Annotated in this window: 16 protein-coding genes and 1 tRNA gene; 8 read left to right on the top strand and 9 right to left on the bottom strand. The window is 57.5% G+C overall.

The genetic code is table 11. From position 1 onward, the window contains the following. Positions 1-382: 382 nt before the first annotated feature. Genes cas7u through HMPREF2971_RS03755 form a run of 4 tightly spaced genes read left to right on the top strand, consistent with a single transcriptional unit; the run spans position 383 to position 7,181 of the window. Positions 383-1,684 (top strand): type I-G CRISPR-associated RAMP protein Csb1/Cas7g, encoded by a 1,302-nt coding sequence (gene cas7u / locus HMPREF2971_RS03770; RefSeq protein ID WP_070691453.1) that lies wholly within the window; start codon positions 383-385, stop codon positions 1,682-1,684. A 1-nt stretch (position 1,685) separates the two neighbouring features. Beyond that, entirely contained in the window at positions 1,686-3,275 is a 1,590-nt protein-coding gene (csb2, locus tag HMPREF2971_RS03765; protein ID WP_070691450.1) for a type I-G CRISPR-associated protein Csb2, read from the top strand. Continuing rightward, positions 3,268-6,117 (top strand): type I-G CRISPR-associated helicase/endonuclease Cas3g, encoded by a 2,850-nt coding sequence (cas3u, locus tag HMPREF2971_RS03760; RefSeq protein ID WP_070691447.1) that lies wholly within the window; start codon positions 3,268-3,270, stop codon positions 6,115-6,117. Before csb2 ends, cas3u begins: the two co-directional genes overlap by 8 nt. Continuing rightward, complete coding sequence (locus HMPREF2971_RS03755; protein ID WP_070691444.1) at positions 6,117-7,181, top strand: aldehyde dehydrogenase; 1,065 nt, start codon at positions 6,117-6,119, stop codon at positions 7,179-7,181. The genes cas3u and HMPREF2971_RS03755 overlap by 1 nt, the downstream gene beginning before the upstream one ends. Before the next feature lie 166 nt (positions 7,182-7,347). Here HMPREF2971_RS03755 and HMPREF2971_RS03750 read toward each other — a convergent pair whose 3' ends face one another. Beyond that, positions 7,348-8,103 carry a nicotinamide mononucleotide transporter gene (locus tag HMPREF2971_RS03750; protein ID WP_044150529.1) on the bottom strand — a complete coding sequence of 252 codons (756 nt, stop codon included), beginning with the start codon at positions 8,101-8,103 and terminating at the stop codon, positions 7,348-7,350. A gap of 489 nt (positions 8,104-8,592) precedes the next feature. On the opposite strand from HMPREF2971_RS03750, the gene HMPREF2971_RS03745 reads away from it, so the two are divergent. The 4 genes from HMPREF2971_RS03745 to HMPREF2971_RS03730 all read left to right on the top strand — a co-directional run bounded on the left by HMPREF2971_RS03745 (position 8,593) and on the right by HMPREF2971_RS03730 (position 16,217). Next, entirely contained in the window at positions 8,593-9,672 is a 1,080-nt protein-coding gene (locus tag HMPREF2971_RS03745; protein WP_070691441.1) for an S-layer homology domain-containing protein, read from the top strand. A gap of 370 nt (positions 9,673-10,042) precedes the next feature. Beyond that, positions 10,043-13,138 carry a DUF5074 domain-containing protein gene (locus HMPREF2971_RS03740; protein WP_070691438.1) on the top strand — a complete coding sequence of 1,032 codons (3,096 nt, stop codon included), beginning with the start codon at positions 10,043-10,045 and terminating at the stop codon, positions 13,136-13,138. Between the two features lie 573 nt (positions 13,139-13,711). Next, entirely contained in the window at positions 13,712-15,904 is a 2,193-nt protein-coding gene (locus HMPREF2971_RS03735) for an LPXTG cell wall anchor domain-containing protein (RefSeq protein WP_070691435.1), read from the top strand. Positions 15,905-16,144: 240 nt separating this feature from the next. Then, positions 16,145-16,217 (top strand) — tRNA-Glu (locus HMPREF2971_RS03730). 469 nt (positions 16,218-16,686) lie between these two features. Here the strand turns inward: HMPREF2971_RS03730 and HMPREF2971_RS03725 are convergent. The 8 genes from HMPREF2971_RS03725 to HMPREF2971_RS03690 form a co-directional block, all read right to left on the bottom strand. After that, positions 16,687-17,532: a DUF6318 family protein gene (locus HMPREF2971_RS03725; protein ID WP_049341420.1), complete on the bottom strand. Its 846-nt coding sequence runs from the start codon at positions 17,530-17,532 to the stop codon at positions 16,687-16,689. Positions 17,533-17,705: 173 nt separating this feature from the next. Beyond that, positions 17,706-18,410 (bottom strand): DUF6318 family protein, encoded by a 705-nt coding sequence (locus HMPREF2971_RS03720; RefSeq protein WP_012903689.1) that lies wholly within the window; start codon positions 18,408-18,410, stop codon positions 17,706-17,708. A gap of 174 nt (positions 18,411-18,584) precedes the next feature. Then, positions 18,585-19,295: a DUF6318 family protein gene (locus HMPREF2971_RS03715; RefSeq protein ID WP_012903688.1), complete on the bottom strand. Its 711-nt coding sequence runs from the start codon at positions 19,293-19,295 to the stop codon at positions 18,585-18,587. 192 nt (positions 19,296-19,487) lie between these two features. Further along, a complete protein-coding gene (locus HMPREF2971_RS03710) occupies positions 19,488-20,255 on the bottom strand; it encodes a DUF6318 family protein (RefSeq protein WP_049341418.1) in 768 nt (255 codons plus the stop codon). Positions 20,256-20,361: 106 nt separating this feature from the next. Then, positions 20,362-21,150, bottom strand: coding sequence for a DUF6318 family protein (locus HMPREF2971_RS03705; protein ID WP_049353172.1), 789 nt, complete (start codon positions 21,148-21,150; stop codon positions 20,362-20,364). A 40-nt stretch (positions 21,151-21,190) separates the two neighbouring features. Further along, a complete protein-coding gene (locus HMPREF2971_RS03700; RefSeq protein ID WP_070691431.1) occupies positions 21,191-21,943 on the bottom strand; it encodes a DUF6318 family protein in 753 nt (250 codons plus the stop codon). A 247-nt stretch (positions 21,944-22,190) separates the two neighbouring features. Continuing rightward, positions 22,191-22,955 carry a DUF6318 family protein gene (locus tag HMPREF2971_RS03695; protein WP_070691428.1) on the bottom strand — a complete coding sequence of 255 codons (765 nt, stop codon included), beginning with the start codon at positions 22,953-22,955 and terminating at the stop codon, positions 22,191-22,193. Positions 22,956-23,224: 269 nt separating this feature from the next. Beyond that, the coding region (locus tag HMPREF2971_RS03690; RefSeq protein WP_070691425.1) for a DUF6318 family protein at positions 23,225-23,912 on the bottom strand (688 nt) is incomplete at its 5' end.

Raw genomic sequence — 23,912 nt, 5'->3', positions numbered from 1 at the left:
TCGTTGTCCAAGAAACGGGAGGCAGTTCAGAGGCGCAACGGGCGGCTTTTGTTTATATAAGTATTTACCGCATCAAGCGGCGGTTATGCCTGTTGCCGCAGACATAACCTAATCAGTATACCGGCAGTACGGAGGGGCCTCCCAATCTGTCTGCATACTGACCGCTTGTGTGGTCATATGCCTACCTTCCATACCCTGTGCTGTCACTACCCAAAACACTGGGCGTGACAGCACAGGGGAGAAGGAAACGGCATGCCGAATCAGCAGCGTGACGAAAACACGCGCACCATTCGGAAAACCGATGTAGCTTAAAGCTATACAAGCAAACGTGCATGTCCAACGCATCGAAGCAAACGTGCACCCAACATATAAGGAGACAATCATGTCCCAGAACGAGTCCCAGAACACCATCACCCTCGCCGACCTCATCGAAAACGTCAAGCTCGGCGGCGGCTCCGTCCTCACCTCCATCACCGAACTCGAACCCGCAGCAGGCCCCCACGCATCCGTGGCACCCGCCAAGTTCGTCGACGGCTCCAAGTCCGTCTTCGCCTACGAAACCCGCTACATCGTAGAGAAGCCTGAAGGTCAGGACGAACCTAAGAAGGAAGAAGATTCCAAGGATGCCGAGAAGGCTGTCAAGGGCAAGTCTCAGAAGGTAGTCCTCATCGACAGCAAGCAGTCCGAACTCAATCGCGCAGAAGCCGCCATCGAACAGGGCTGCCAGTACGGCGACGAAGCGGCTGTAAAGATTCCCCGCGCCGTCGTCACCTACCAGACCGAAAACGGCCCCGTCGAATACAGCGACATGGAGCTCTCCCACCGCGTCTTCGACGGCCACTTCCGCGCCGGTCACGTCGACGGTAAGCCCATCACCGAAAACGACCAGTACCGTGCACTGCGCAACTGCACCCCCGCAGACATGAGCGCACTGCTCAACACCGCCCCTGCAGCGCTCCTCTTCGGCGCATGGGACTCCACCCGCAAGAGCAACCAGGTCCGCCTGCGTAGCGCCCTCGTCGGTGAAATTATCGGCGTCCTCGCAGACCAGGATCCTGGCGCTGAACACCGACAGGCACGCCGTGGCGGCGCCCGCGTCGACGCCGTAGCCGCCAGCGTAAAGCTTGGCGCCAAGGAACTTAACTCTCTCGTCGATGACCAGGAAGCTGAACTGAGCGCCAAGAATGTTGCCGCACGCCGCAAGGAAGTAAAGACCGCCAAGGCTGATGCTCGCATCTCCGCTTCCACTCTCGGCCTGGGTAGCATCCCGCCCTCGCTCGAAGAAACCGGTGCTGTAGCTTGCCGCCGCATTATTCGCTCTTGGGTTCTGAGCCTCGCCACCCTGCGTCAGCTGCGCTTCGGTCAGGACGAGACCAAGAATGTTGCCGCGCGTGCACTTCTTGCCGCACTCGGCCTCAACGCTATTGCCCGTGCGGAGCGTGAACTCTACATCCGTGCCAACTGTGACCTGATCGAATCTGCCGCACCCGTTGTCACCCTCGACCAGCGTTTCGGCGAGAAGAAGCCCTTCGCACCCCTGACCGTTGAACACACCGACCAGCTGCTCCTCGAGGCTATCGAGAATGCCAAGAAGGCTGGCGTGGCTGACTGGAATGGCCAGACTTTCAAGGTTGAAGGCAACCCCATCATCATTAAGAACGCCACTGCGGAGGACGCTGAATAATATGACGAACCTCGGAATTCTCGCGAGGTTCCCGCTCGGTGTATACCAGGGCCACAAGGCGGACGGAAGCCCCGACGCCTTCCCCGACCCTGCCCGCTTGCAGGCCGCGCTCCTCAGCGCGGCCGCGCAGGGACCTCACGCAATTATCGAAAACGGGCGGCTTGCCCCCTCGGAAGAATCTCTCAAGGCTCTCAAATGGCTTGAAGAGAATCCTCCGAGCGGGTTGCAGCTTCCCGACATGTGCCCCGTGTACCGCTCACCCAACAAGATGAGCCGATTCATGTACCGAGAAGTGGCATATTCAGAGAAGGATGGGCGGCAGACCGAGCGTCGCGCCGTATCCGACGGCTGGGCAGTATCCGACACCATCGGCTGGCAGTACGATAAGGTACCCGCAGACATCGCGGAAACCATCACCCAGCTCTGTGGCGAAGTACCCTCCCTCGGAGAAGCCAGCAGCTTCACCGCCCTCTACACCGGAGACGTGGAACCCACCCACACCATCGACACCAAGTCGGGCCCCTTCGAAGCAGGCGGTATGCCCGTCCGCGTACCCGTACCCGGTCGAATCAACGCGCTCATGCGTGCTCATGCAGAAGCGTACCCCGCCAAGGTTCCCACCAAGGCAGGCGACAAGACCGCAGCGAGCGACACGATGCGCCCCTCATCGGTACCCACCGCAGGCCTGGGATCCATCAAGTACCAGCCTGTGGAGGCTGAAACCTCCACCAGCCCCTGGGAATACTTGTGGCTCCTTGAAGTAGACGGTGAAGGGCTGAAGCCCGAACAGTACGTCAAGGCATGCTCCCTGCTGCACAAGGCTCTCGTAGCTGCCGCAGGATTCGGCGCGCCCAGCCTCATCACCGGCAGGTACCCCAAGGGTCACAAGCCGGCCAACAGCCTGGCGCTGCAGTACCTGCCCGCCCGCTACCTGCCTGACTACCTGCGTCGTGAAGTGAAGTCTCAGGGAGTCCTGCTCGTCTTGGTCCCGGCAAGCGCCCCGACCGATGAAGCAGTAGAACTCGGTATCGCACTCAGGAGCGTAGAAACTCTCTACGCTCAGGACTTCCCCCGACTGACCGTGAAGCTTCGCCAGAAGCGCCTGCCCGCACAGGGTTTCTGGGATGCTCCCAAGACTGGGTACAAGCGCCTGTGGCGTACTCTCAGCGCGGCCGTTCCCGAATCGCGCGTTTTCAACCGCCCGAAGAAGACTGAGACGAAGGCCTGGACCTTCGCAGACGCCGCTCTGCTTTCCATGGCTTACGTGTGGCGTGACAGCTTCGAAGCGCCCGAGGCTGAAACCGCACGCGAACGAATTCGTAGCTTGAGGGATCAGGTCGAGGAAAAGGCTGAAGCCAAGGTTCTGGAAGCTCACCGAGTAACCCAGAACCCCGCCGCCTACGCCTACAAGCTGCCCCGCACTCTGCCCGTAGAACCGTGGCGCGGCGTCGTAGACCTCGGCAACCTGGCAACGGACACGACCCTCGTAGCCATCGGCCAATCCCGCCACATGGGCGGCGGCCTGCTGGTTCCATTCGACGTGCCCACCGAAGAATACGATCGCCGCAAGAAGGAGGAAAAGCATGACTAGCCCCGCTACCAAGCTGCCCTCTATTACTCGTGATGAGTTCGGTGAGTTCTTTGCCGCGCTTGATGCTGCGCTTGATGCCGCACGTAACAACGCACCTAACGAAGCACCCAAGGAAAAGCAAAAGCGCTACCCCTTCAGCTGGCAGGAAGAAGTGCTCGACCACATTTGCGAGCACGGCGTATGGCCGGAACGTATTAACGCGCCGACCGGCTCCGGCAAGTCCTCCGTGGTTGATATCCATCTCTTCGCGAATGCGCTCGCCGCGGTTGGCGCCGCGCCGCGCGTTCCCCGTCGCCTCTGCGTGACCGTGGGACGCCGCGCGCTGGTCGACAGCCAGGCAACCCGTGCCGACAAGATTCTCGGCTGCCTGGAGGACGCGCTCGCTGATGGATCCGGTGAGCCCGATATTCTGCGTAGGGTTGCTGAAGCTCTCCAGAGCTTCCAGACCCGCAACGACGAGAAGGGGAGCAAACCCTTCGAGACTGGTCACATCCGTGGCGAACTCTCGAACCGCAACCTGCCGGTCACCGACATTTCGGCTTGCGCAATCATCGCCGCAACCCCGGATATGTACGGTTCGCGAGCGCTCTTCCGCGGCTACGGCAGCACCAAGGCTGCCCGCCCGCGTGAGACCGCTCTGCTGGCCATGGACACCGTCATGGTGCTCGATGAGGCACACATGAACCGTCAGCTGCTGCACACCACTCAGCGTATTGCCGAGCTGCAGAAGCGCGAGGCCAACCTGGGTGTTCCTACCCTGCAGGTGGTTGAGACGACCGCTACCCCCTCCACTGAGGACAGCGATTCAACCACGCTGGGCGTGGACATTGAGGCTCTCGACAGCCCGAATGATGAAGAGCTGCGCAAGCGTGTCCACTCGCATAAGGAACTGGTGCTCCGCCCCATCGATAAGTGGGATGGCAAGCCCGGTAACGCTGCGACCGTGAATGCTGCTGTGGACGCAATTAAGGATTTCCTTGCTCACCGTGAGGCGGGTGAAGGCTCCGATGAAGCCCACACTGTCGGTTGTATCGTCAACCATGTGCGGACGGGTATCTCCATCAAGGAGAAACTCACCAAGGACAAGGTGCTTGGAAAGGATGAGGTTGAGCTTCTCGTAGGACGCATGCGCCCGTACGACCTGAAAAAGTTGCAGAAGAAGCACAGCAAGCTCTTCACTACCGAAGGCGATGAGTCCGTGAAGGTTGTTGTTGCCACCCAGACTCTTGAAGTCGGTATTGACGTTGACTTTGCTGACCTGGTGACCGAGCTGGCTCCGGCTTCCTCCTTGGCGCAGCGCTTCGGCCGTGTTAACCGTCTGGGCCGCCGTAAGAATTCCAAGGTCGTCGTTATTGGGCCTACCAATGGTGACTCGGTCAAGAAGGACGCGCCTCCCTACAAGGCGGTCGACCTTAGCAATGCGTATGGTTGGCTCGAAGCGCTCAACGATGCTGAGAACCCGTCGGTGAACCCCGCTGCAATGGTGAAGAACCCGCCGGTACAGTCCTCCCCGGAGCGTCTGCTCTACCAGCGACCGGAATGGTCTGACCTGCTGGAATTCTCACGTACCGACGAGAACCCCTACGACGAGCCGGACCTTGACCTGTGGCTGCACGACTCCCTGGAGGCGGAAACCGCGATGGGCGGTGTTATCGTGCGCGATAACCTGCCGAGCAACACTTCTGCCGCCATGGAGATTCTCAAGACCGGCTACTTCGCACCGCGCGACGAGGAAACCTTCCCCGCGAATCTGAAGATTCTCAAGGAGATTCTGGACCACCAGGATGAGCACGGCGTGAAGCCGCGTAAGTTCCTTTACCGTCAGGGTGAAATTTCCCTGTGGCAGGATGCTGACCAGGGTGAAGAGAACAACCAGACGTTGGCTCCCGGTGACGTTCTGATTCTTGATACGGGGAGTATTCCGTTCACGAACCAAAACATTGCTGTGACTCAGCGTGAGTTGCCTTCTAAGAAGGACGAGCTGGAGGCTGTGCCCTTCCCCGAGGGCATCAAGCTCTACGTGTACGAGAAGTGCGTGGACCGTGAGGAAGACTTCAGGGAATATCTGGGTCTCTCTCCCGAAGAGGTAGCAGAACTGCTTGACAGCCAAGCTTCGGGCGGCCAGAAGAGGATTGCTTCTGAGCTTTCTACCGAGGCTGAGGACGGTCAGGAAGTTATTTCCTGGTACGCCGACGTGACCGACGACAAAAAGTCTATTGAAGGCTCCGATATCGCTCAGGAACTGGCGCTGACTGGCCCCGTTCTTCTGGACGACCACCAGAACGATGTTGCTGAGCGTACCCGTCAGCTTGCCGAGAACCTCGGCCTGGCACCGGAATTCTCGGAGGCCCTGGAACTGGCGGCAAAGTACCACGACGAGGGTAAGCGTGACCTGCGTTTCCAGCAGATGCTCGGTGCAGACCAGGAGGCGGGAGCGCTCGCGAAGAGTGGCCGCCGTTCCGTCGCTGAGGCGTACCGCGCCCGTAGCCGTAGCGCCCTGCCGAAGGGGTGGCGTCACGAGCAGCTGTCCGCGCTCATGGTTGCCGCCTCGCCCGAAAAGGTGGGAGAGCACCGCGACCTGGTACTGCGCATCATCGGTTGCAGTCACGGCCACGGCCGGTTCTCCTTCGCCCACGACGCAGGCTTCCTGCTCAAGGAAGGCTACCTGCCCGAGGGGCTGGACTACGAAGCGCTCAAGGAACAGGCAACCCGACTCTTCAATGTCGGTTACTGGGATAACCTCATGGAGCAGACGAGCCGCACCTACGGCCCGTACGCTACCGCTTACCTTGAGGCCGTTGAACGCGCAGCAGACGCCCAGATTTCACGGGAGGGACACTAATGGCAACGCTAACTATTGCCGGTGACTACACCTCGGCGCTGACCCATTTTGCTCTCTACGGGCTGTCCCTGATGGTTGAGCAGAAGCACCCCGGAACCGTCACCGTCGGTTGGTCTCAGGAAGGTCAGCCGCGCGCCCAGATGCATGCTGAAGGTGTGTCAGAAGAAGAAATTGCCGAGTGCGTGCACTCCTACGTTTCTTCCCTGGCTGCTGATGGTAGCTGGGTGAACGTCGACCAGTCCTACGGTGCGGGTAAGGAAACCGCTATTTTCTCCCCGTTCTCACCGCGTATTCGCGGAATTGACGCGGAGAAGTACCCGGACGACTGGGCTTCTCACCAGAAGACCCGACAGGCTCATCTGGATGCGCTGACGGAACGCGACGACCTGCTGTCCCTTCTGTGGATTGCTGGCCTGGGCGAACCGGCATACTGGCGTTTTGAAACCAAGGCGCCTCGCCCCGACCACGGTGCATCCCGCTGGGAGATGAAAACCCGCAACAAGGGCCAGGAATTCGTCAAGGACCGTCTGCGCCTGATGTGCGCGGACCTGGCAACCTGGGAACCTTCCGCGATGCTCAGCGGTATTACCGGGCAAACCCTGCACGACTCGCTGGATAAGAAACCGGATTCCCGAACCGGAACCGGTTTCACCGTCCCGCAGCCGACGGATACTGCGCTCGCCTTCTGTGCCCTGGTGGGTGTTGCGAACTTCCCGGTGATTCACCAGATCCACCGAATCGGCGTGACCCCCGGTGCCTACCCGTACAACGCTTTGCACCCGCGGCTCATGGTGCTTCCGGTACCCTTCGGAAGGGTTACGCCCGCCCGGTTGCGAACCGTGTTGCGCAGCCACCCCTACCGTAGGGTGGTTGACGAACTCGGTAAAGCGATGGACCGCGGTTCTTGGAGTACTGACATTTTCGTGTCTGAGTTGGCGGATGAGAAGGCGATTCTTCGTGAGAAGGGCGTTCAGGCCTTTGTTGCTTTCCCCATCGCGAAGGTGGGTAGCGATTCGGCACCTGAGCGTCAGGTTCTGAAGGGTAGCGCGATTCCGCTGGGCTAGCCTAGCCGCTTACCGATACTGGTAAATAAAGCCAGTAAATATGCCCGCACAATGCAGGGGAGGGGCCCTCCGGTTGAATCACCGGAGGGCCCCTGCATCTGTAATGTTGAGCGTCTACATATCGCTGAGTGGATATGCGGTAGCTAGTGCGCTAGGGAACCGCCCCTTACGCCACCGCCACTGCTCCCTTGGCTGCGGTGCCGCTTCGGGTCCACAGTAGGAGCGCTGCCACGCTGTTGATGATGTAGAAGATGTACTTGCCGACGTTCGCGAAGTTGCCCTGGGTTAGCGACTTCACGCACTGCACGGCGTTGTACAGGAACCAGAATTGCCACTGCATCGTGAGCTTGAGCGCGTTCAGAATGTTTGCTGACAGGGAGAGACCGAACACTACGGTCGTGATCCAGAACAGGAACGTCATCTGGCCGCGGTAGCCAATGTAGTTCGCAGCCAGGGAGAACGCGAACGAACCCGCCACAATACCGCTAATAATCAGCAGCCCCTTCGTGCCGGTCGGCGGTTCCAACGCCTTGCCGCGTTCGGAGTTCTGCCACCTGCGAATCGCGAAGGTGTACACGATAAAGGTCACCGGGTAGGTGATGATTGCCGCCTTGTTGCCCATAATGTAGTCAATCGCGCAAGACAGCGCCGTGTTAATAATGCCTAGCACGTTGCCGATGTTTGAGAGGCGGCCGGTCAGGCGGGTAGACATCATTGAAATACCCACGTTAATTACGGAAATCACGCCGAGGGGAATGAATTTCGTGATCGGGCCCCAGTCGACGTATTTGTCGAGGGTGGTGCTCAGGTATCCTGAGGCGACTGCGATGGCGATAACCAGTGCTACGCCGAAAAGGTCGGCGTACTTAGACTTGGCAAAAAAGAGGAGAGCCTTCTCGTATGAGAATTCCTTGGCCTCCATGGGTAACTCCTTTGTTGAGGATATAGGAACAGTGATAGGGTACCAATAACTATAACTCTTTGAAAAGGGCTTGAAACGGCGTGTCACACATAAAACTTCAGAAACCCACATAATCCACCCCTCGGAACGCCTCGGTGTGGAACAACCCAAAATCACCCCATCAAGAACCCATACCAACTTCCGGCAAACCTTGCCAGATATCGCCTCTACTTCGTTGGATATCGAAAATGGGCGTAAAATCACCGCCGGTTCGTCTTCGCTTTATAGGAAACCTTAAGGTACGCTAGATGACTGGGTCAGGGAACTCGTGCCGGTCTCACTCACCGCGCATCCGCCCGACAGACACCCGCACCCCGGTATGCTGCGTCTCACTCACGCACACAGGGGAGGGAACCCAACGTATCGGCCTCACTCACCGTTTACGCCGCTGTCCGCGCATCCTGCCACCCGTAACTCACTCAACTCAAACAAGAACTGAATAGGACAATCATGCCCTTGCTTACCCATCGACTCTCACGACGATTTTTCGTAAAGGGTGCTTCCGCCGCCGCCGCTGCAGGCGCACTGACCCTGCAGGCACAGGCCGCTCAGGCTGACGAAGCTCCCGCAAACCTTGCCCCGGCAACCGAGGAAACTAAAGGCCCGCGCCTCGTTATTCAGCGTGCCACCATCACTGAAACCGGTATGACCGTCAACTACACTGCACACGGTCTGCGCGAATTCCTCACCGAAGGCACCACTCTGACCGTACGCCACGGCTACGTTCGTAACGACTCTTTCGAAACTCTGCGCTCCTGGCCGCTCACCCCCGAATTTGACGGTGAAGCTGACAGCTTCAGCGGTAGCGACCAGTTCCCCATCGAGCTGATGCAGGGTGAGGGTGTTGATCACGCCCTGCAGCTGGATATTTGCTCCGACCCGTGGGGTCAGGAGGTTACCCACCAGATTGCTGCGCGCATTCCCGTGGCTGAGACTAAGATCCTGAAGACTTCTTTCGAGGACGTTCCGGGTAGCCACCCGTTCGCTGAGGATATCCGCATGGCGAACCAGAAGAAGTGGCTGATGCCGAACCCGCAGTCTGGCGCGTTTGAGCCGGACCGCCCTGTGACCCGCGAGGAGCTTATTGCTCTGCTGAACCACGCTGCAGGTCACGCTGGCGTGAGCGAAAACTCGGAGGTTGCACCCTTTGCGGATGCGTCAGACCGCCCGACCGCGAATGCGCTGCACTGGGCTCGTGACCGCAAGATCACCGAGCCGCTCACTGGTGGCGACAAGATTGACCCGACCGCACCGGTTTCTCATGAGGAGCTGGCGGCTGTACTGTTCCAGTACAACGCGGAGGTTCAGCTGACTGAAATGAACGAGGGTGCTGGTTCTCGTTTCCGCGACGTGCTCGGTGCCGGTACTCTGCACCGTTACGTTGCGTGGGCTGGCGCGAACGACATCGTGCTGGATTCTTCGGGCGTGTTCAACCCGACCGCGCCGACTACTCGCGCGGAGCTGGCTCGTTTCATTCGCCGCTACAAGTTGCAGAACCTGCTGTTCACTGACTTCTCGTATGTCTCCTAATTTTTAGCTAACCCCCGGCACCGTGTGTGTTGGGGTGTGTGGAACCCCCGTCTTCTGGCTTTTGCTGGAGGCGGGGGTTTTGTTATGCCCCGTATTGCCGCACCTCGGGGAGTTTTAGTGACAGGCTGTGCCTGGCATATGAAATTTTGCGTTATATATGCCTAAAATCTTGCAAAATCCTGTGCGCTAAGTAAGTATTACCTAGAAGGTAAGTTAAAGGTTGCCTTACTTAATACTGTGTGAAGACTAGTTTCCTTCCTCGTGGGCCCACGAAACCCACACCAAAGAGCAAGGAAAACGCGGCGCCTCACCACCCATCGGTGGGGGAGAGACGCACCTTCACACACCACCCACGAAAAAGGACATACATATGAACCTCGCTTCAAGCAAGGCATTCAAGGGCCTCGCCGTTGGATCGCTGGCACTGGCAATTTCCGGCGTTGCCACCATCCCCGCATCGTTCGCGGCAGACTCCACCCCGGCGGCAAGCCAGAGCACTGACGCTCGCACCATCACCGACAAGGCGATGGCAAAGATCACCCAGGGCCTGCCCGGTCAGTTCCAGGTCGCATACTCCAAGAAGACCAACAAGATTTGGGTTGCGGGCACCGCTGACCGCGACAAGCACGTTTCTACTATCGCTCGTATTGACGCGAACTCCCTGAAGATTGAGGCAGTCGCCGAGCTGCCCATCGTCAAGAACGACAAGGGCTACCAGTACGACGCAGCTTACGGCATCACCGTTGACGATGTAGACGGTACCGTCTGGGTTACCAACACCACCGACAACTCCGTGTCCGTGTACGATCAGGCAACGATGCAGCAGGTCTGGACCACCGCGGGTATCGCGGAGACCGACCCGAACTGGATTGAGCACCCCCGCTCCGTTCTGGTTGACCACGAGTCCGGTAAGGCGTTCGTGACCGGCCGCTTCTTCGTATCCGCGATTGACCTGAAGACCAAGCAGGTTGAGAAGATCCAGCTCGAAGGCGCACCCGACGGCGGCACCCGCTACATCAGCATGAACATCCTGGTTGACGGCGGTAAGCTGTACGTGCCCGAGCGTACCGGCGGCAAGATTTTCGTCATCGACACCAAGACCTTCAAGGTGGAGACCAGCTTCGACACCAAGGGCAACGCTGAGGGTGAGGTTCGCCCCTCCGACATCGCGATTGACCACTCCCAGAACGAAATTTACGTCTCCTCCCAGGGCGTGAAGGGAGCGAACTCCGGCGTGTCCATCTACGACGCGACCACCCACGAGTTCAAGAAGTTCATCCCGGTCGGCACCCAGGCACTCGCGCTGGACAACGACGAGGCGAACGACCTGGTGTACGTCTCTGACTTCGGCACCGGCAAGGTCGGCGTGATTGACGGCGGCGCAGCAGACAAGCTGATCGCTGAGGTCGCCATGAACGGCGGCAAGGCAAACGACCTGGTCGTACTGCCCAACGGCTCCGTTGTCGCTGTGGACAAGCAGGCTGGCGCAACCGCAACTGTGCCCTACGTCCTCGACGGCACCACCGGCACCGTCAGCACCTCAGATAAGGTCACCAGCAAGCCTTCTAAGGACAAGCAGGGCAACGAGGTTCCCGCCAAGACCTCCGAGATTCAGGCGAACTCCATCCTGAAGTTCAAGGTCACCGCAACCGCAGGCGACAACTCCGAGGTCAAGCAGGTCACCCCCGAAACCCGCGAGTTCCAGGGCTACCCGGCAACCGCCACCAAGACCAAGGCGGCCGACAACAACGCCACCACCCCCTCCACCGAGGCACACCGCACCGTGGACGCAAACGGTAGCGTTGCGAACATCATTCAGGGTCTGCCCGGCCAGTTCCAGGTTGGCTACTCCAAGAAGAACCACAAGCTGTTCGTGCCCACCGTGGGTGCACGCGGCGGCCTCGCTTCCTCCCTGGCACGCGTGGATGCAGACACTCTGCAGACCGAGGCTTTCGCCGAGCTGCCCGTGAAGAAGAACGACAAGGGCCAGTACGGTTACACCTCCGCGTACGGTGTGACCGTTGATGACGTGGACGGCACCGTCTGGGTTACCAACACCACCGACAACTCCGTGGCAGTGTACGACCAGCAGACTCTCAAGCTCATCTGGAGCAACGAGGGCGTGAAGAAGGACGACCCGAACTGGATCGAGCACCCCCGCTCCGTTCTGGTTGATCACGAGTCCGGCAAGGCGTTCGTGACCGGCCGCTTCTTCGTCTCTGCTATTGACCTGAAGACTAAGCAGGTTGAGAAGATTCAGCTTGAGGGTGCCCCCGAAGGCGGTACTCGCTACATCAGCATGAACCTGTTCCTGGACGGCGGTAAGCTGTACGTTCCCGAGCGTACCGGCGGCAAGCTCTTCGTCGTGGACACCAAGACCTTCAAGGTTGAGAAGACCATCCAGACTCAGGGTGAGGATTCCACCGTTGAGGTTCGCCCCTCCGACGTTGCTGTGGACCACTCGCTGAATGAGATTTACGTATCTTCCCAGGGTGTGAAGGGCGTCAACTCCGGTATCTCCGTGTACGACCTGACCACCGGCGAGTTCAAGAAGTTCGTCAAGTTCGGCACCCAGGCGCTCGCCCTGGAGCACGATGAGGACCGCGACCTGGTGTACGTAACCGACTTCGGTACCGGTAAGGTGGCTGTCTTCGACGGCCGCGCTGACGAGGTCATCGGCGAGGTCGAGATGAACGGCGCAGCCGCAAACGACGTGACCCTGCTCAAGGATGGCTCCGTACTGGTCCTCGACAAGAAGGACCGCGACGAGAAGGTGACCCTGCCCTACGTGCTCAACGGCACCACCGGCGAGATCAGCACCGCCAGCGAGTACACCACCCTGCCCACCAAGGACCGCCAGGGTAACGACGTTCCCGCATCGGTTCAGCAGCTGAAGGCTAACTCGATCCTGAAGTTCAAGGTTGGCGTGAAGGACACCGACGCGAGCGCAGCTCCGGTGGGTATCACCCCGACTTCGCTGGACTTTGCGGGTTACCCGACGGTGACCGGTGTGAAGGCTGAGGAGTCGAAGCCTGCTGACCCGAAGCCTGCAGATCCGAAGCCGGCTGACCCGAAGTCTGAGGACAAGAAGTCTGACGCTAAGTCTGAGAACACCGCAGAGGCTAAGGATCAGACCTCCAAGGATCAGGCATCTCAGTCTGATTCGAAGTCTGACGCTAAGACCGGTGCACAGGACTCCAAGTCTGACTCCAAGCCTGCTCCGGATGCTGTGAAGGCTGATAAGTCCGGTTCGGCTGTGAAGAACGGTGGCTCCTCTGCAGGTGGCTCCGATAATTTGGGCGGTGGCTCCTCGGTAGCTAAGAGCGACGCTGGTTCCTCGCAGGCTGGCTCTTCGCGTGGCGCTTTGGCGAACACCGGTGCTAACGCTGTGATGCCGCTGGTTGCTTTCGCTTCTGTGGCTCTGGTTGCGGGTGCTGCTCTGGTGGTGCGCCGCCGCAAGGCATAGCGTTTAGTTCTCGGGCGTAAAGGCTCGATATAACGCGTGAAAAGGCGGGTATTTTCTCTTTCGGATTCTTCGAATCTGGGGGAGGGGTACCCGCCTTTTGTGCGCCTGCTTGGGCTAATGCTGGGTGGGTGGTTTTTAAAGCATATTTATATATGTGCACTTGCCTGTAAAAATATAGGTTTTGAATGTTGAAAAAATGTGTGGCCCGTGGTGAATGTCGCTGGCGCGCCTCACCTAAACTTTTACATTAATGTGTAAATATAAAAGCATCACAATACCCCTAGTGACCAGGGTTTTTTCCCGTAAGAGCAAGGAAAAACCCTGGATACACATCAACCTTCACGTGATACTGAAGGTTAATTAGGGGATCACTCACAAAAACACAAAACACACCCACGTCGCTGCTTGTATTTTCCTAGGAAAACACTGAGGATTAGAAGGTAAGTAAATTTATGCGTTACCTACACTTCTGCTTTTCGTGCCGTCGAATATGTCACCGCATATTCACGGGTGTCTCGTTAGCATTCGCATGCGGCATGTGAGCACTTCCGTTACACATTTGAAGGACACACATTGAACCTCACTCCCTCCTCGGGCAAAGCATTGAAGGGGCTCGCCGTCGGCTCCCTCGCGCTCGCAATCTCCGGCGCAGCCATGATTCCTGCCTCCTTCGCAGCACCGAATACCGCACATCAGACCGCTTCGCCCAGCGCCTCGGCTCCTTCCACCGCATCGCTGAGCCGCGTTGTTGACACCTCCGCGTCCGTCGCGCAGATTACCCAGGGTCTGCCCGGCCAGTACCAGGTTGCTTACTCTAAGGCGACCAACAAGATTTGGATGGTCGGCGTGGGTGCACGCGGCGACCTCGCCTCCACCATTGCTCGTGTCAACGCAGACACTCTTCAGATTGAAGAAGTAGCAGCGCTTCCTTTCGAGCTGGATAAGAACGGCGAATTTGGCTACATTTCCGCGTACGGCATCACTGTTGATGACGTGTCCGGCACCGTGTGGGTTACTAACACCACCGATAACTCCCTGTCCGTGTTCGACCAGAACACCATGGAACAGATTTGGACTAACCACGGTATCGCTGAGAGCGACCCGAACTGGATTGAGCACCCCCGCTCTGTGCTGGTGGACCACAACTCCGGCAAGGTGTTCGTGACCGGCCGCTACTATGTGTCCGCAATCGACATGAAGACCTTCGAGGTCACCAAGCTGCAGCTGGAGGGCGCCCCCAACGGCGGTACCCGCTACATCGGCATGAACATGACCATTGATGGAGACAAGCTGTACGTGCCCGAGCGCACCGGCGGCAAGGTCTTCGTCATCAACACCAAGACCTTCAAGACCGAGCAGGTTATTCAGACCCGCGGCGAGAACTCCTCCGTTGAGGTTCGCCCCTCGGATGTCACTATTGACCACTCCGAGAACGAAATTTACGTCTCCTCGCAGGGTGTGGACGGCGTGAACTCCGGTATCTCTGTCTACGACCTGAGCACCGGTGCGTTCAAGAAGTTCGTTAAGTTCGGTACCCAGGCGCTGTCCATGGAGAACGATGAGGGCCGCGATCTGGTGTACGTGACCGACTTCGGCACCGGCAAGATCGCCATCTTCGATGCTAAGACTGACCGCGTGATCGGTGAGGTTGAGATGAACGGCGGTAAGGCTAACGACCTGACCGTCACCGAGGATGGCTCCGTCATCGCAGTGGATAAGCAGGACATCGCTAACACCACCGCGGCAGTACCCTACGTGCTGAACTCGAAGACCGGTGACGGCTCCATGACCGACACCTACACCTCCAAGGCGACCGTGGACCGCAACGGCAAGGCTATTCCTTCCTCGCAGCAGAAGCTGGTTCCGAACTCTATCGTGAAGTTCCACGCTGAGGTTTCTGAGGGTGAGTTCACCTCCACCGCGACCATCAACCCCGCTAAGGTTCCCTTCCAGGGCTACCCGAAGCAGGCTACCGCAGTGCTGATTGACCCCACCCTGAACTTCGCTGAGGGTACCGTCGACATTACCCGCCCCTACACCTTCCACGTGTCCGGCTACGACTTTGAGAAGCCCCCGGCCGAAGGTATTCGCCTGTTCCTCGTCAAGGAAGGCGAATGGTCGATGGGATTCGACAAGCTGACCGATAGCGAACTGGCAAGCATCCAGAAGGTGTCCACCATTGTTCCGGCGAGCGCGTTTGTTTACAACGCACGCACCGGCAAGTACTCCTTCGATGCGACCCTGCGTGTTCCCGCGAATACCATGCAGTACAGCCAGGGCTACATGCTCGGTACCGTCACCGCTGGTTCTGACGTGGCTACCAACCGCAATTACGATTCGGCTGTTTCGCTGATCGTCAACGATGCGAAGGACGCCGGCAATGCAGATAACCGCGATGAGGCTGACGAGCCGGCATTCCCCGCCAACGCCTCGGCATCGCCTTCCGCACCTGCTGCAGTAGCAGAGAAGCCTGCGGCTGAGCAGTCTAAGGACGAACAGTTGAAGGCTGAGGAAGCTAACGACCAGCTGGAAACCACCGCGAAGACCGCGCCGCTGAAGAACTCTTCTTCGGTGAAGTCTGAGGATCAGTCTAAGGGCTCCGGTTCGGATTCTCAGGTGAGCGCTTCGGCTACCAAGTCTGTGCCTCAGAGCAAGGGCTCGCTGGCTAAGACCGGTGCTCAGAATGTTCTGAGCCTGGCTGCTGTCGGTGCGTTTGCATTGATTGCTGGTGCCGCCGTGATGGTGCTTCGCCGCCGTAAGGCATAGTTTCTTGCTCTAGTTTGAGCGGATGCGCCCCGTACACTGTGCGGGGCGCATTTTTGTGTCTATCTGCGGGGGGGGGGGGGGGCGCCTGGTGCTGCTGGAAAAGAGCCGGTGCTGAGGGTCTTGCACTCGGTGTAAAATATGTGACTCAATTCACTGCTTTTCGATTTGGTTGTTCCTGGGAAGCTCTGTATAGTTATATGTGTTGCCAGGGAGACCTGGTAAAAGAGATGTAAATCTCACGGCCCCATCGTATAGCGGCCTAGTACTCCGCCCTCTCACGGCGGCAACACCGGTTCAAATCCGGTTGGGGTCACACTAGGAAATAAACCCTCAGTCTTCTGACTGAGGGTTTATTTGTTTATTCGGTGAAATTGGTTTTAGATTCTATGGTGCCGCCGTGAGCCTCTCACGGCGCCGCTCCTTACGTCGCGGCACTCCGGGGCATGATGGAATCCCTCGCACGCTCGGCATCATGCCCCGCCACTTCTTACGGCGTGGCATTCGGACGCATAATGAAATCCCTCGCGCGCTCGGCATTATGCGCCCTCATCACCGTACCCATCCGGTTGGGGTCACACTAGGAAAAAAGCCTTGGTTCTTCGGAATCAAGGTTTTTTGTTTATATCTGTCTGTATCTGTCGGATGATCTTTTAGATTCTATGGCGGCGCAGTGAGCCTCTCAAAGAATAAAGGCGAAAAGCCACATGTGTTTCGAAAAGCAACCATAATGGTGGCTTCTCGAAACACATGTGGCTTCTCAGCGGTATAAAGGGGATCTGAATCTACTGTGCCGATGCCTCAGCAGAAGCAGTGGTAGCCTCCGCAGACGCAGTACCCTCAGCCGAAGCGCTCGGGCTCAGCGACGGAACCGGCGAAGCAGACGCAGTACCTGGAGCGCGACGCACCATACGCCAAGTGCCGTCCTGGTAGTGCGCCACAATCTGGCCAGCCACCGGCTTGCCCGGGTACTTGAACACCTCGGTCAGCGGCTGCACACGATCGTTGGTCTTGCTGTACACGCCAGCACCCTCAGCACCATCAATCACCATCTCGGTTGCCCAAGTGTAGTAGCCGGTGCGGATGTCCTTGGTCGGGCGGTCAGCGGTCAGCGACAGAACCATCGGACGCTCCGAACCAATAACCCAGCCGCTCTCCGAAGCGTACATGCTCTGGAAGAACTCAGCCACGGTCGAGTAGTCGCCGGTGTGGTCAATGTTCGTGAAGCGGGTACCGTCACCGGTCAGCAGCAGGTAGTTCAGGGTAGCCTGCCAGTACGCAATGAACGCGTGCAGACCCTCAACACTGTTCTCACGCAGCTTCGCCGGCTCCACGGGGATCGCAACGTTCACTGCCTTGTGCTCCTTGGTGCCGGGCTCAAAAGTGCCGGTGGAGGAGTAGTCGGCAAGAACGACCTCACCCTTCATGCTGGGGCCAGGCTCAACGGTAGTGGTTGCCTCCGCGGTGGGGGAGACGGATGCGGTAGCGCTCGCGGATGCCGAAGACTCGGGTGCGGATGCGCTCGCGGTTGCTGAAGATTCGGAGGACTTTGAGGAACATGCGGCAAGAAGTGCAGCGGTGCCCAGGCCCAGTGCGGTCAGGGCGGTGCGGCGGGTATACATGGTAGACATGGGGCTCTTTCTGAGGTGAATAAAGTATGTGCCGGTATTGAACTAATTCCAGAATATCGCAGGGGAGCGGCCAGCCCAATGTTGTGTGCGCCTTCAACGCCGTAAAAGCGGCGGTAGATGACGAAAAACACGGGGCACAGAGATTTTCGCACGACTACGATATGACCGGGGTTCTAAATGGAGGTGCCGGAGCTGCTCGCGCTTGAGCTGGGTGAGCTCGTTGTAAGTTTGGCTGGTTCATTCCGAACCGTCCAGGCGCCATCCTGATACTCCAAGATAAAGAAGAACTCATAATCACCGGGGCCGCTACTCAATGAAGCCATGGTGAGTTCCCTGCCATCTGTGTAGTGAATCTTTGCTTCCTTGTTATACCGGCCAACACCCAGCCAGCGGTACTGTTGTTCGTCAACCTTCTGCGGAGCGTCCTCGGTCAGCTCTGCTGAGAATGGCGCATCAGTACCGTACACCCAGCCAGTGTTCTTCTCATAAAATTCGACGAAAGGTTCGGCCTTGTAGATATCGTTTCGGTTTATATCCACAGCCTTAAACGGCTCAATGTCGCCGGTAATCATAAGGTAATTGAAAGAAGCCAACCAGTAGTTTATGGCGGCGTACATGCCCTCCGTCGTTTTGGCTTTCATCTCTGCAGGAGGGACAGGCTTGGGCGGATTCTCCGCCTTCTTCGAGCTGGTTGCGGGAACGTAGGTGCCGCGTGATTCGTAGCCGTTGAACTTCAGCTCGCCCTTGTAGGAGCGTTGTTCCCCGGGCGTGCTCTGGTTGCTGAGCGGGCGAATATCGCTGGCGCAGGCGGTCAAGGAGGCGAGCGCGGTGGTGGTGGCGATGCCAAGGGCGGCGCGTCGGGTCACGAAGGTAGACATAAGGTACCCTTCAATAGATTATCGGTGCATCTACTTCAGGGTACCTTAGTGTATTTGGATATGTTTATGATTTCTTGGGTATTAAACCTGGGAAAATACTACAAAAACTGCGTTAGCTAACGAAAAGTGCTGTTTGTTAGGCGTACGTGGTGTCGGTGTCTATGCCACTGCATCCTAAACATTGAGGCCAGAATTGCTTCCGCCCGAGGAGTCGGGGGCAGCTGTCGAAGAGCTTTTCGTCTCAATGGTGACCATCCACGTATTGTTCCGATAATTCAACACAAAAGTGACCTCATCATTAGCAGAGCTGCCGCTCGTATCTGCAATGTGAATATCCCTGTCCTCCGGTACGTAATGGAGAACGGCGGCCTTATGGTTACGGCCAATACCCTTCCAACGGTACTGCTCATCGTCAACCTTCTGTGGAGTCTCTTCGATCAGCTCAGCCAAGAGCGGCGTATCGGTGCCGTACATCCACCCCTCATCCTTCGCGTACAAGTCTACGTATATCTTCATCTTCTGTACGTAGATACCGTCTAGGTCCACGTCCTTGAACGGGGCAGCGTCGCCGGTAACCGTCAGATAGTTCAGGGCTGCGAGCCAGTAGCCCAGCGCCGCATACATGCCCGAGATCGTCTTCGACTTTATGTTCTCAGGAGGAACGGGCATGGGCGGGTTCTCCGCCTTCTTCGTGGTGCTTGCGGGGCGGTAGGTTCCGGTGGACTTGTAGCTATTGAATTTCAAGTCACCCTTGTAAGGGCGCATCGGGTCAACTACGCTCGGGTCCTCCAGCGGGCGAATATCACTTGCGCAGGCAGTCAGGGAAGCGAGCGCGGCAGCGGTAGCAACGCCCAGGGCGGTGCGGCGAGTAACGAAAGTAGGCATGAGAACCCCTAAACGGTTTGTCAGTGTACTTTTAAGCGTACCCGAAGGAACTGATGCATGTTCAAAGTCCGCTCATGAACGCATAAGGGAACATCGCCACCGCACGTAGGTAAAGAGGAAGCCCCCGCATGCAATCTCAACTGCATACGGGAGCTTCCCTCACTTTTAGAACCAGCCGCTTAGAGGCGGGTTTTAGGCGCTAGCGCTGCTCTTCTCGGAAGAGGATGCATCAGCATCCTCATCACTGAGCATGTACCACGCACCGTCCTTGTAGTCCGCCGCGAAGTTGGTTGCCTCGCTCTTAGTGGATCCATCGACTAGGGGAGCGGGGTCCTGACCCTCAATGTGGATCTTCGCGTTGGGGTCATAGATGATGCGTCCGAGCCAATCGTAGCGGTTGGGTCCGCCCGCGACCTTCTTCGGGGCGTCGGTCAGAAGCTGAACGGTAACCGGCGTATCCGTGTCGTATACCCAGCCCCTGCCGGAAGAGTAGATGATAACAGCATTGCTGCCCTCGTTCGCATAGCGGGAGTACGGGTCAGCCTTCTTGAGCGGCTCGTAATCACCGGTCATAAACATGTAGTTGAAGCTTGCCACCCAGTAGCTGAGGAACTCGTACATGCCCTCAATGGTTGCCTCGTTCATCTTCTCCGGAACAATAGGTTTCGGCACGTTCTGCGCCTTCTTCTCAGCCGTGGCAGGAACGTACTCGCCGTTCTTCTCGTACTTGTCGAGCTTCACCGTGCCCTTGTACGACTTCTTAGCAGACTCAGTCGCTGAAGCAGATGCCGAGGCGGATGCGCTCGCAGACTCAGAAGTGCTGGCACTGGCCGAAGCCTCACCGGAGGCGGAGCTATCAGCCAGCGGGCGAATATCGCTAGCGCAAGCAGTCAGTGCTGCAACCGCGCCGGCACCGGTAGCAGCAGCTAATGCGGCACGTCGAGAAAGAAAAGTTGCCATGAAAAATCCTTAAATGATAAGTAGGGTAAGGGATGAAGCTCTGGAGCTTATTAACCCTATAAGTGAGGTAGATCCTCACCCCTAAGGTGAACTCTGCAAAGATGCTCTAGGCGTTATTAGGGGTAGCCTCAGTCGATGCTTTAGCGCTTGGGCTTGGAGTGCTCTGCTCGCCGCCCTTAGTGGCGGCATAAAACCATCTACCGTCCTTATAGGACAACTTCAGCTTGGCGTGGTCAGGAGTCAAAGCCTTACTAGGGAACATAGGCTCATCTGCTCGCCCTTCAATGCGAGACATCGCATTAGAATCCCTAACAAATCTGATAGGCCAAATATAGAGGGTGTCGCTACCTGATGCCTTTTCAGGCCGGGGGGTTAGCATCTCAGTTTGAACCGGTTTCTCCGAACCGTAAAACCATCCCTCATTGGTTTCGTATACAGTTACATAACCTTGAAAAGCTTTGACGTCCTTGCCAACAGGATCAGCTTCTTTCAACGGTTCAACATCACCGGTAAGTACTAAGTAGTTGAGGCTTGCTTCATAAAAACTATAGGCCGCGTAAGCTCCATCAACAGTATTCTCGTACATATTTGCCGGCGGTCGAGGCCTAGGCATGTTCAGCGCCTTATGCGTCTCATCCGCAGGGATATACTCGCCCTTCTTCTCATAGTTGTCGAACTTTACCGGCCCCAGATAGGACTTCTCAGAAGAACCACCCGAAGAGGCGCTAGCAGAAGGGCTCGCAGACTCAGAAGCGCTGGCACTGGCCGAAGCCTCACCGGAGGCGGAGCTATCAGCCAGCGGACGGATATCGCTAGCGCAAGCTGTCAGCGCCGCAGCCGCGCCAGCACCGGTAGCAGCTGCTAGTGCGGCACGTCGAGAAAGAAAAGCTGCCATGAAAAATCCTTAAGTAGTGCGTATCAGAAGATGAGGGAAACTAACTATCGTTGTTCAAAAGCATGCGCCACATGCCTTCCTTGTACTCCATGATGAACTTCGTCGTGCGAGGAATCGTCTTTTCTTCCTCAACGATAGTCGCATCAGGCTCACCCTCAATGTGGTACTTAGCGGCAGCGTCATACGCGACGGTCACAAGCCACTCGTAACGGTCCGGCTTATTAGCAACCGGCTGAAGCTCATTCTCCGCAATCTCAATCTTGTACGGCTGATCCGAACCGTAAACCCAACCCAGACCCGACTCGTAGAGCTTAATCATGGTCTTAGAGCTCCTCAGAAAAGCCTTCGCCGGATCCGCCTTCATCAGCGGCTCAACGTCGCCGGTCAGAATCAGATAATTCTGGGACGCAAGCCAATAACCCATCAGAGCGTAGGCGCCCTCGGGGCTGTTTTCCTTCATCTTCTCCGGGATCAGAGGCTTTGGCACGTTCTGCGCTGGCGCATCCGCATTCGCAGAAATGTAGGTGCCGTTCCGTTCGTAGTTATTGAACTTAATCGGGCCCACGTATGAGCCGGGAGTGTGACCATCCGTCGGAGAAGGCGACGCCGAAGCGCTCGCAGAAGAGGACGCCGCACCAGAAGCCGCGCCAGACGCAGCATCAGAAGCTGAACCAGAGGAACCGCCGGAACCCTGCGACAGCGGGCGAATATCGGTAGCGCACGCAGCCAGCGCCGTAAGGATGCCGGTCGCACCCACGCCCAGGAGAGCACGTCGAGTGAAGAAGGTAGTCATCGGAAGCCCTTCGTTGGAGCCAATACAGAGCAAATCACGCCACACACCGTGGCGGGCATAGGCACCCCGTACAGACCTATCAGTACGTCAATGTATATATTTTTAAGGTTACCCGAGAGCCACCACATAGCCCCGCGACCACCTCAAGTGTTCAGAAAATTAAGACCCCACACCCAGCGTTTTACCAGGTGCGGAGTCTTATCACATAAGAAATCACTACGAGAGCGAACCCTCTGCAAGGCGGCAACTACGCGGCGCTAGACAGCTCCCACTTGCCGTCCTTGTACTCAAGGCGGAACCTCGCCACCCTCTTCTTCGACTCATCAGCGCTCGTTGCCTTCTCAGGCTGATTCCTATAATGCCGCATCATCTTCGGGTCCATGTAGGAATAGCCTTCCCAAATAAAGCGGGTATTGTCGCTACCCGGCACCTCACGAGGAGCATCCGTCAGCAGCTCAACAATATACGGAGTTTCCGTACCGTACACCCAACCAGCACCCGACGCATACAGCTTGATCGTGCTCTGATACTTCTCCCAACCGTAGCCGTTGTAGTAGATATGTTCAATCGGGGCCGGGTTACCCGTCATCATCAAATAGTTCAAGCTAGCAAGCCAGAAACTCAAGAAAGCATACGCACCATCAACGCTGTGCTCCTTCATATTCGCCGGAGGAACAGGCTTCGGCATATTCTCAGCCGGATTCGTAGCGCTCGCCGGAACGTACTCGCCGGTCTTCTCGTAGCTATCGAACTTCATCGGACCCTTATAGGACTTACCCGAAGACGGAAGACCCGAAGCAACCGAAGCACTCGCAGACGCAGAAGGAGAAGCCGAAGCACTCGCAGACGCAGTTTCGGAGGCGGTCTCGGAGGCGGTCGCCGCCTCCGACGGAGAAGCCGAGCCAGTGCCGCCAGCTAGCGGGCGAATATCACTGGCGCACGCAGTCAACGCAGAAAGTGCACCCGCAAAAGCAACACCCAAGGCGGTACGTCGAGTGAAGAAAGTAGTCATCAGAAGTCCTTCGTCGGATTCTTCACCCACAAAGCCGTCGGTACGGGGCTCACAACCTGCAGGCAAAGACCACATGTAGTACGTCAATGTATATACGTTAAGCGTACCCGAGGCACCCTCCGCCAACTCAGAACATTTGTTGAGTTTCCCCTGGGTGTTCCCTGGGTTTCCGCAGAGTTCTGGCAGCGTTTCGGCAAAAAGAAACCCCCGCCCACGGTGCATTACCGCAGGTGGGGGAGAAGCCTATTCACGCTGTCAAAGACAATGGCCTAGACAGACGAAGAGCTACCAGAAGAAGCAGATGCAGAAGAGCCCTCATCGCCGGTAAGCATAAACCACTTACCGTCCTTGTACTCCACAGCAGCCTTCATCAGCTTGCCGTTCGGACTAGAAGACGTCTTGAAAGGTAGGTCAGACTTGCCCTCACGATGAATCTTTGCATCGGCACTGTAGTTCATGTAGCCCGGCCAGTTATAACGGGTACTGCTACCGGAAGCCTTCTGCGGTGAACTACTAATCAACTCCATAGTAACCGGGGTGTCCGTACCGTACATCCAACCCAGATCACTCTCGTACATCAACGTAAATTCCTGCAGGCTCTTCGCATACACATCTGCAGGGTCAGCCTTCTTCATCGGCTCAGCATCACCGGTCATCAGCACATAGTTGAAGCTCGCCAGCCAGTAGCCGATGAACGCATACATGCCGTCAACACTCTGCTCGTTCATGTTCGCCGGAACGAGAGGCTTGGGCACATTCTGTGCCTTCTTCTCAGCCGTGGCAGGAACGTACTCACCCTTCTTCTCGAAGTTATCGAACTTCACAAGGCCCTTATAGGACTTGTCGGAAGAGGAAGACGAAGCCGATGCTGAGGCGCTCGCGGATGCGCTTTCGGACGCACTTGCTGAAGCCTCACCGGAGGGGGAACTATCAGCCAGCGGACGGATATCGCTAGCG

Origin of the sequence: Rothia sp. HMSC066G07, from assembly GCF_001814485.1 — a bacterium.
GTDB lineage: Bacteria > Actinomycetota > Actinomycetes > Actinomycetales > Micrococcaceae > Rothia.
The sequence above is the reverse complement of the archived record's forward strand: the minus strand, read 5'-3'. Positions and strand labels throughout refer to the sequence as shown.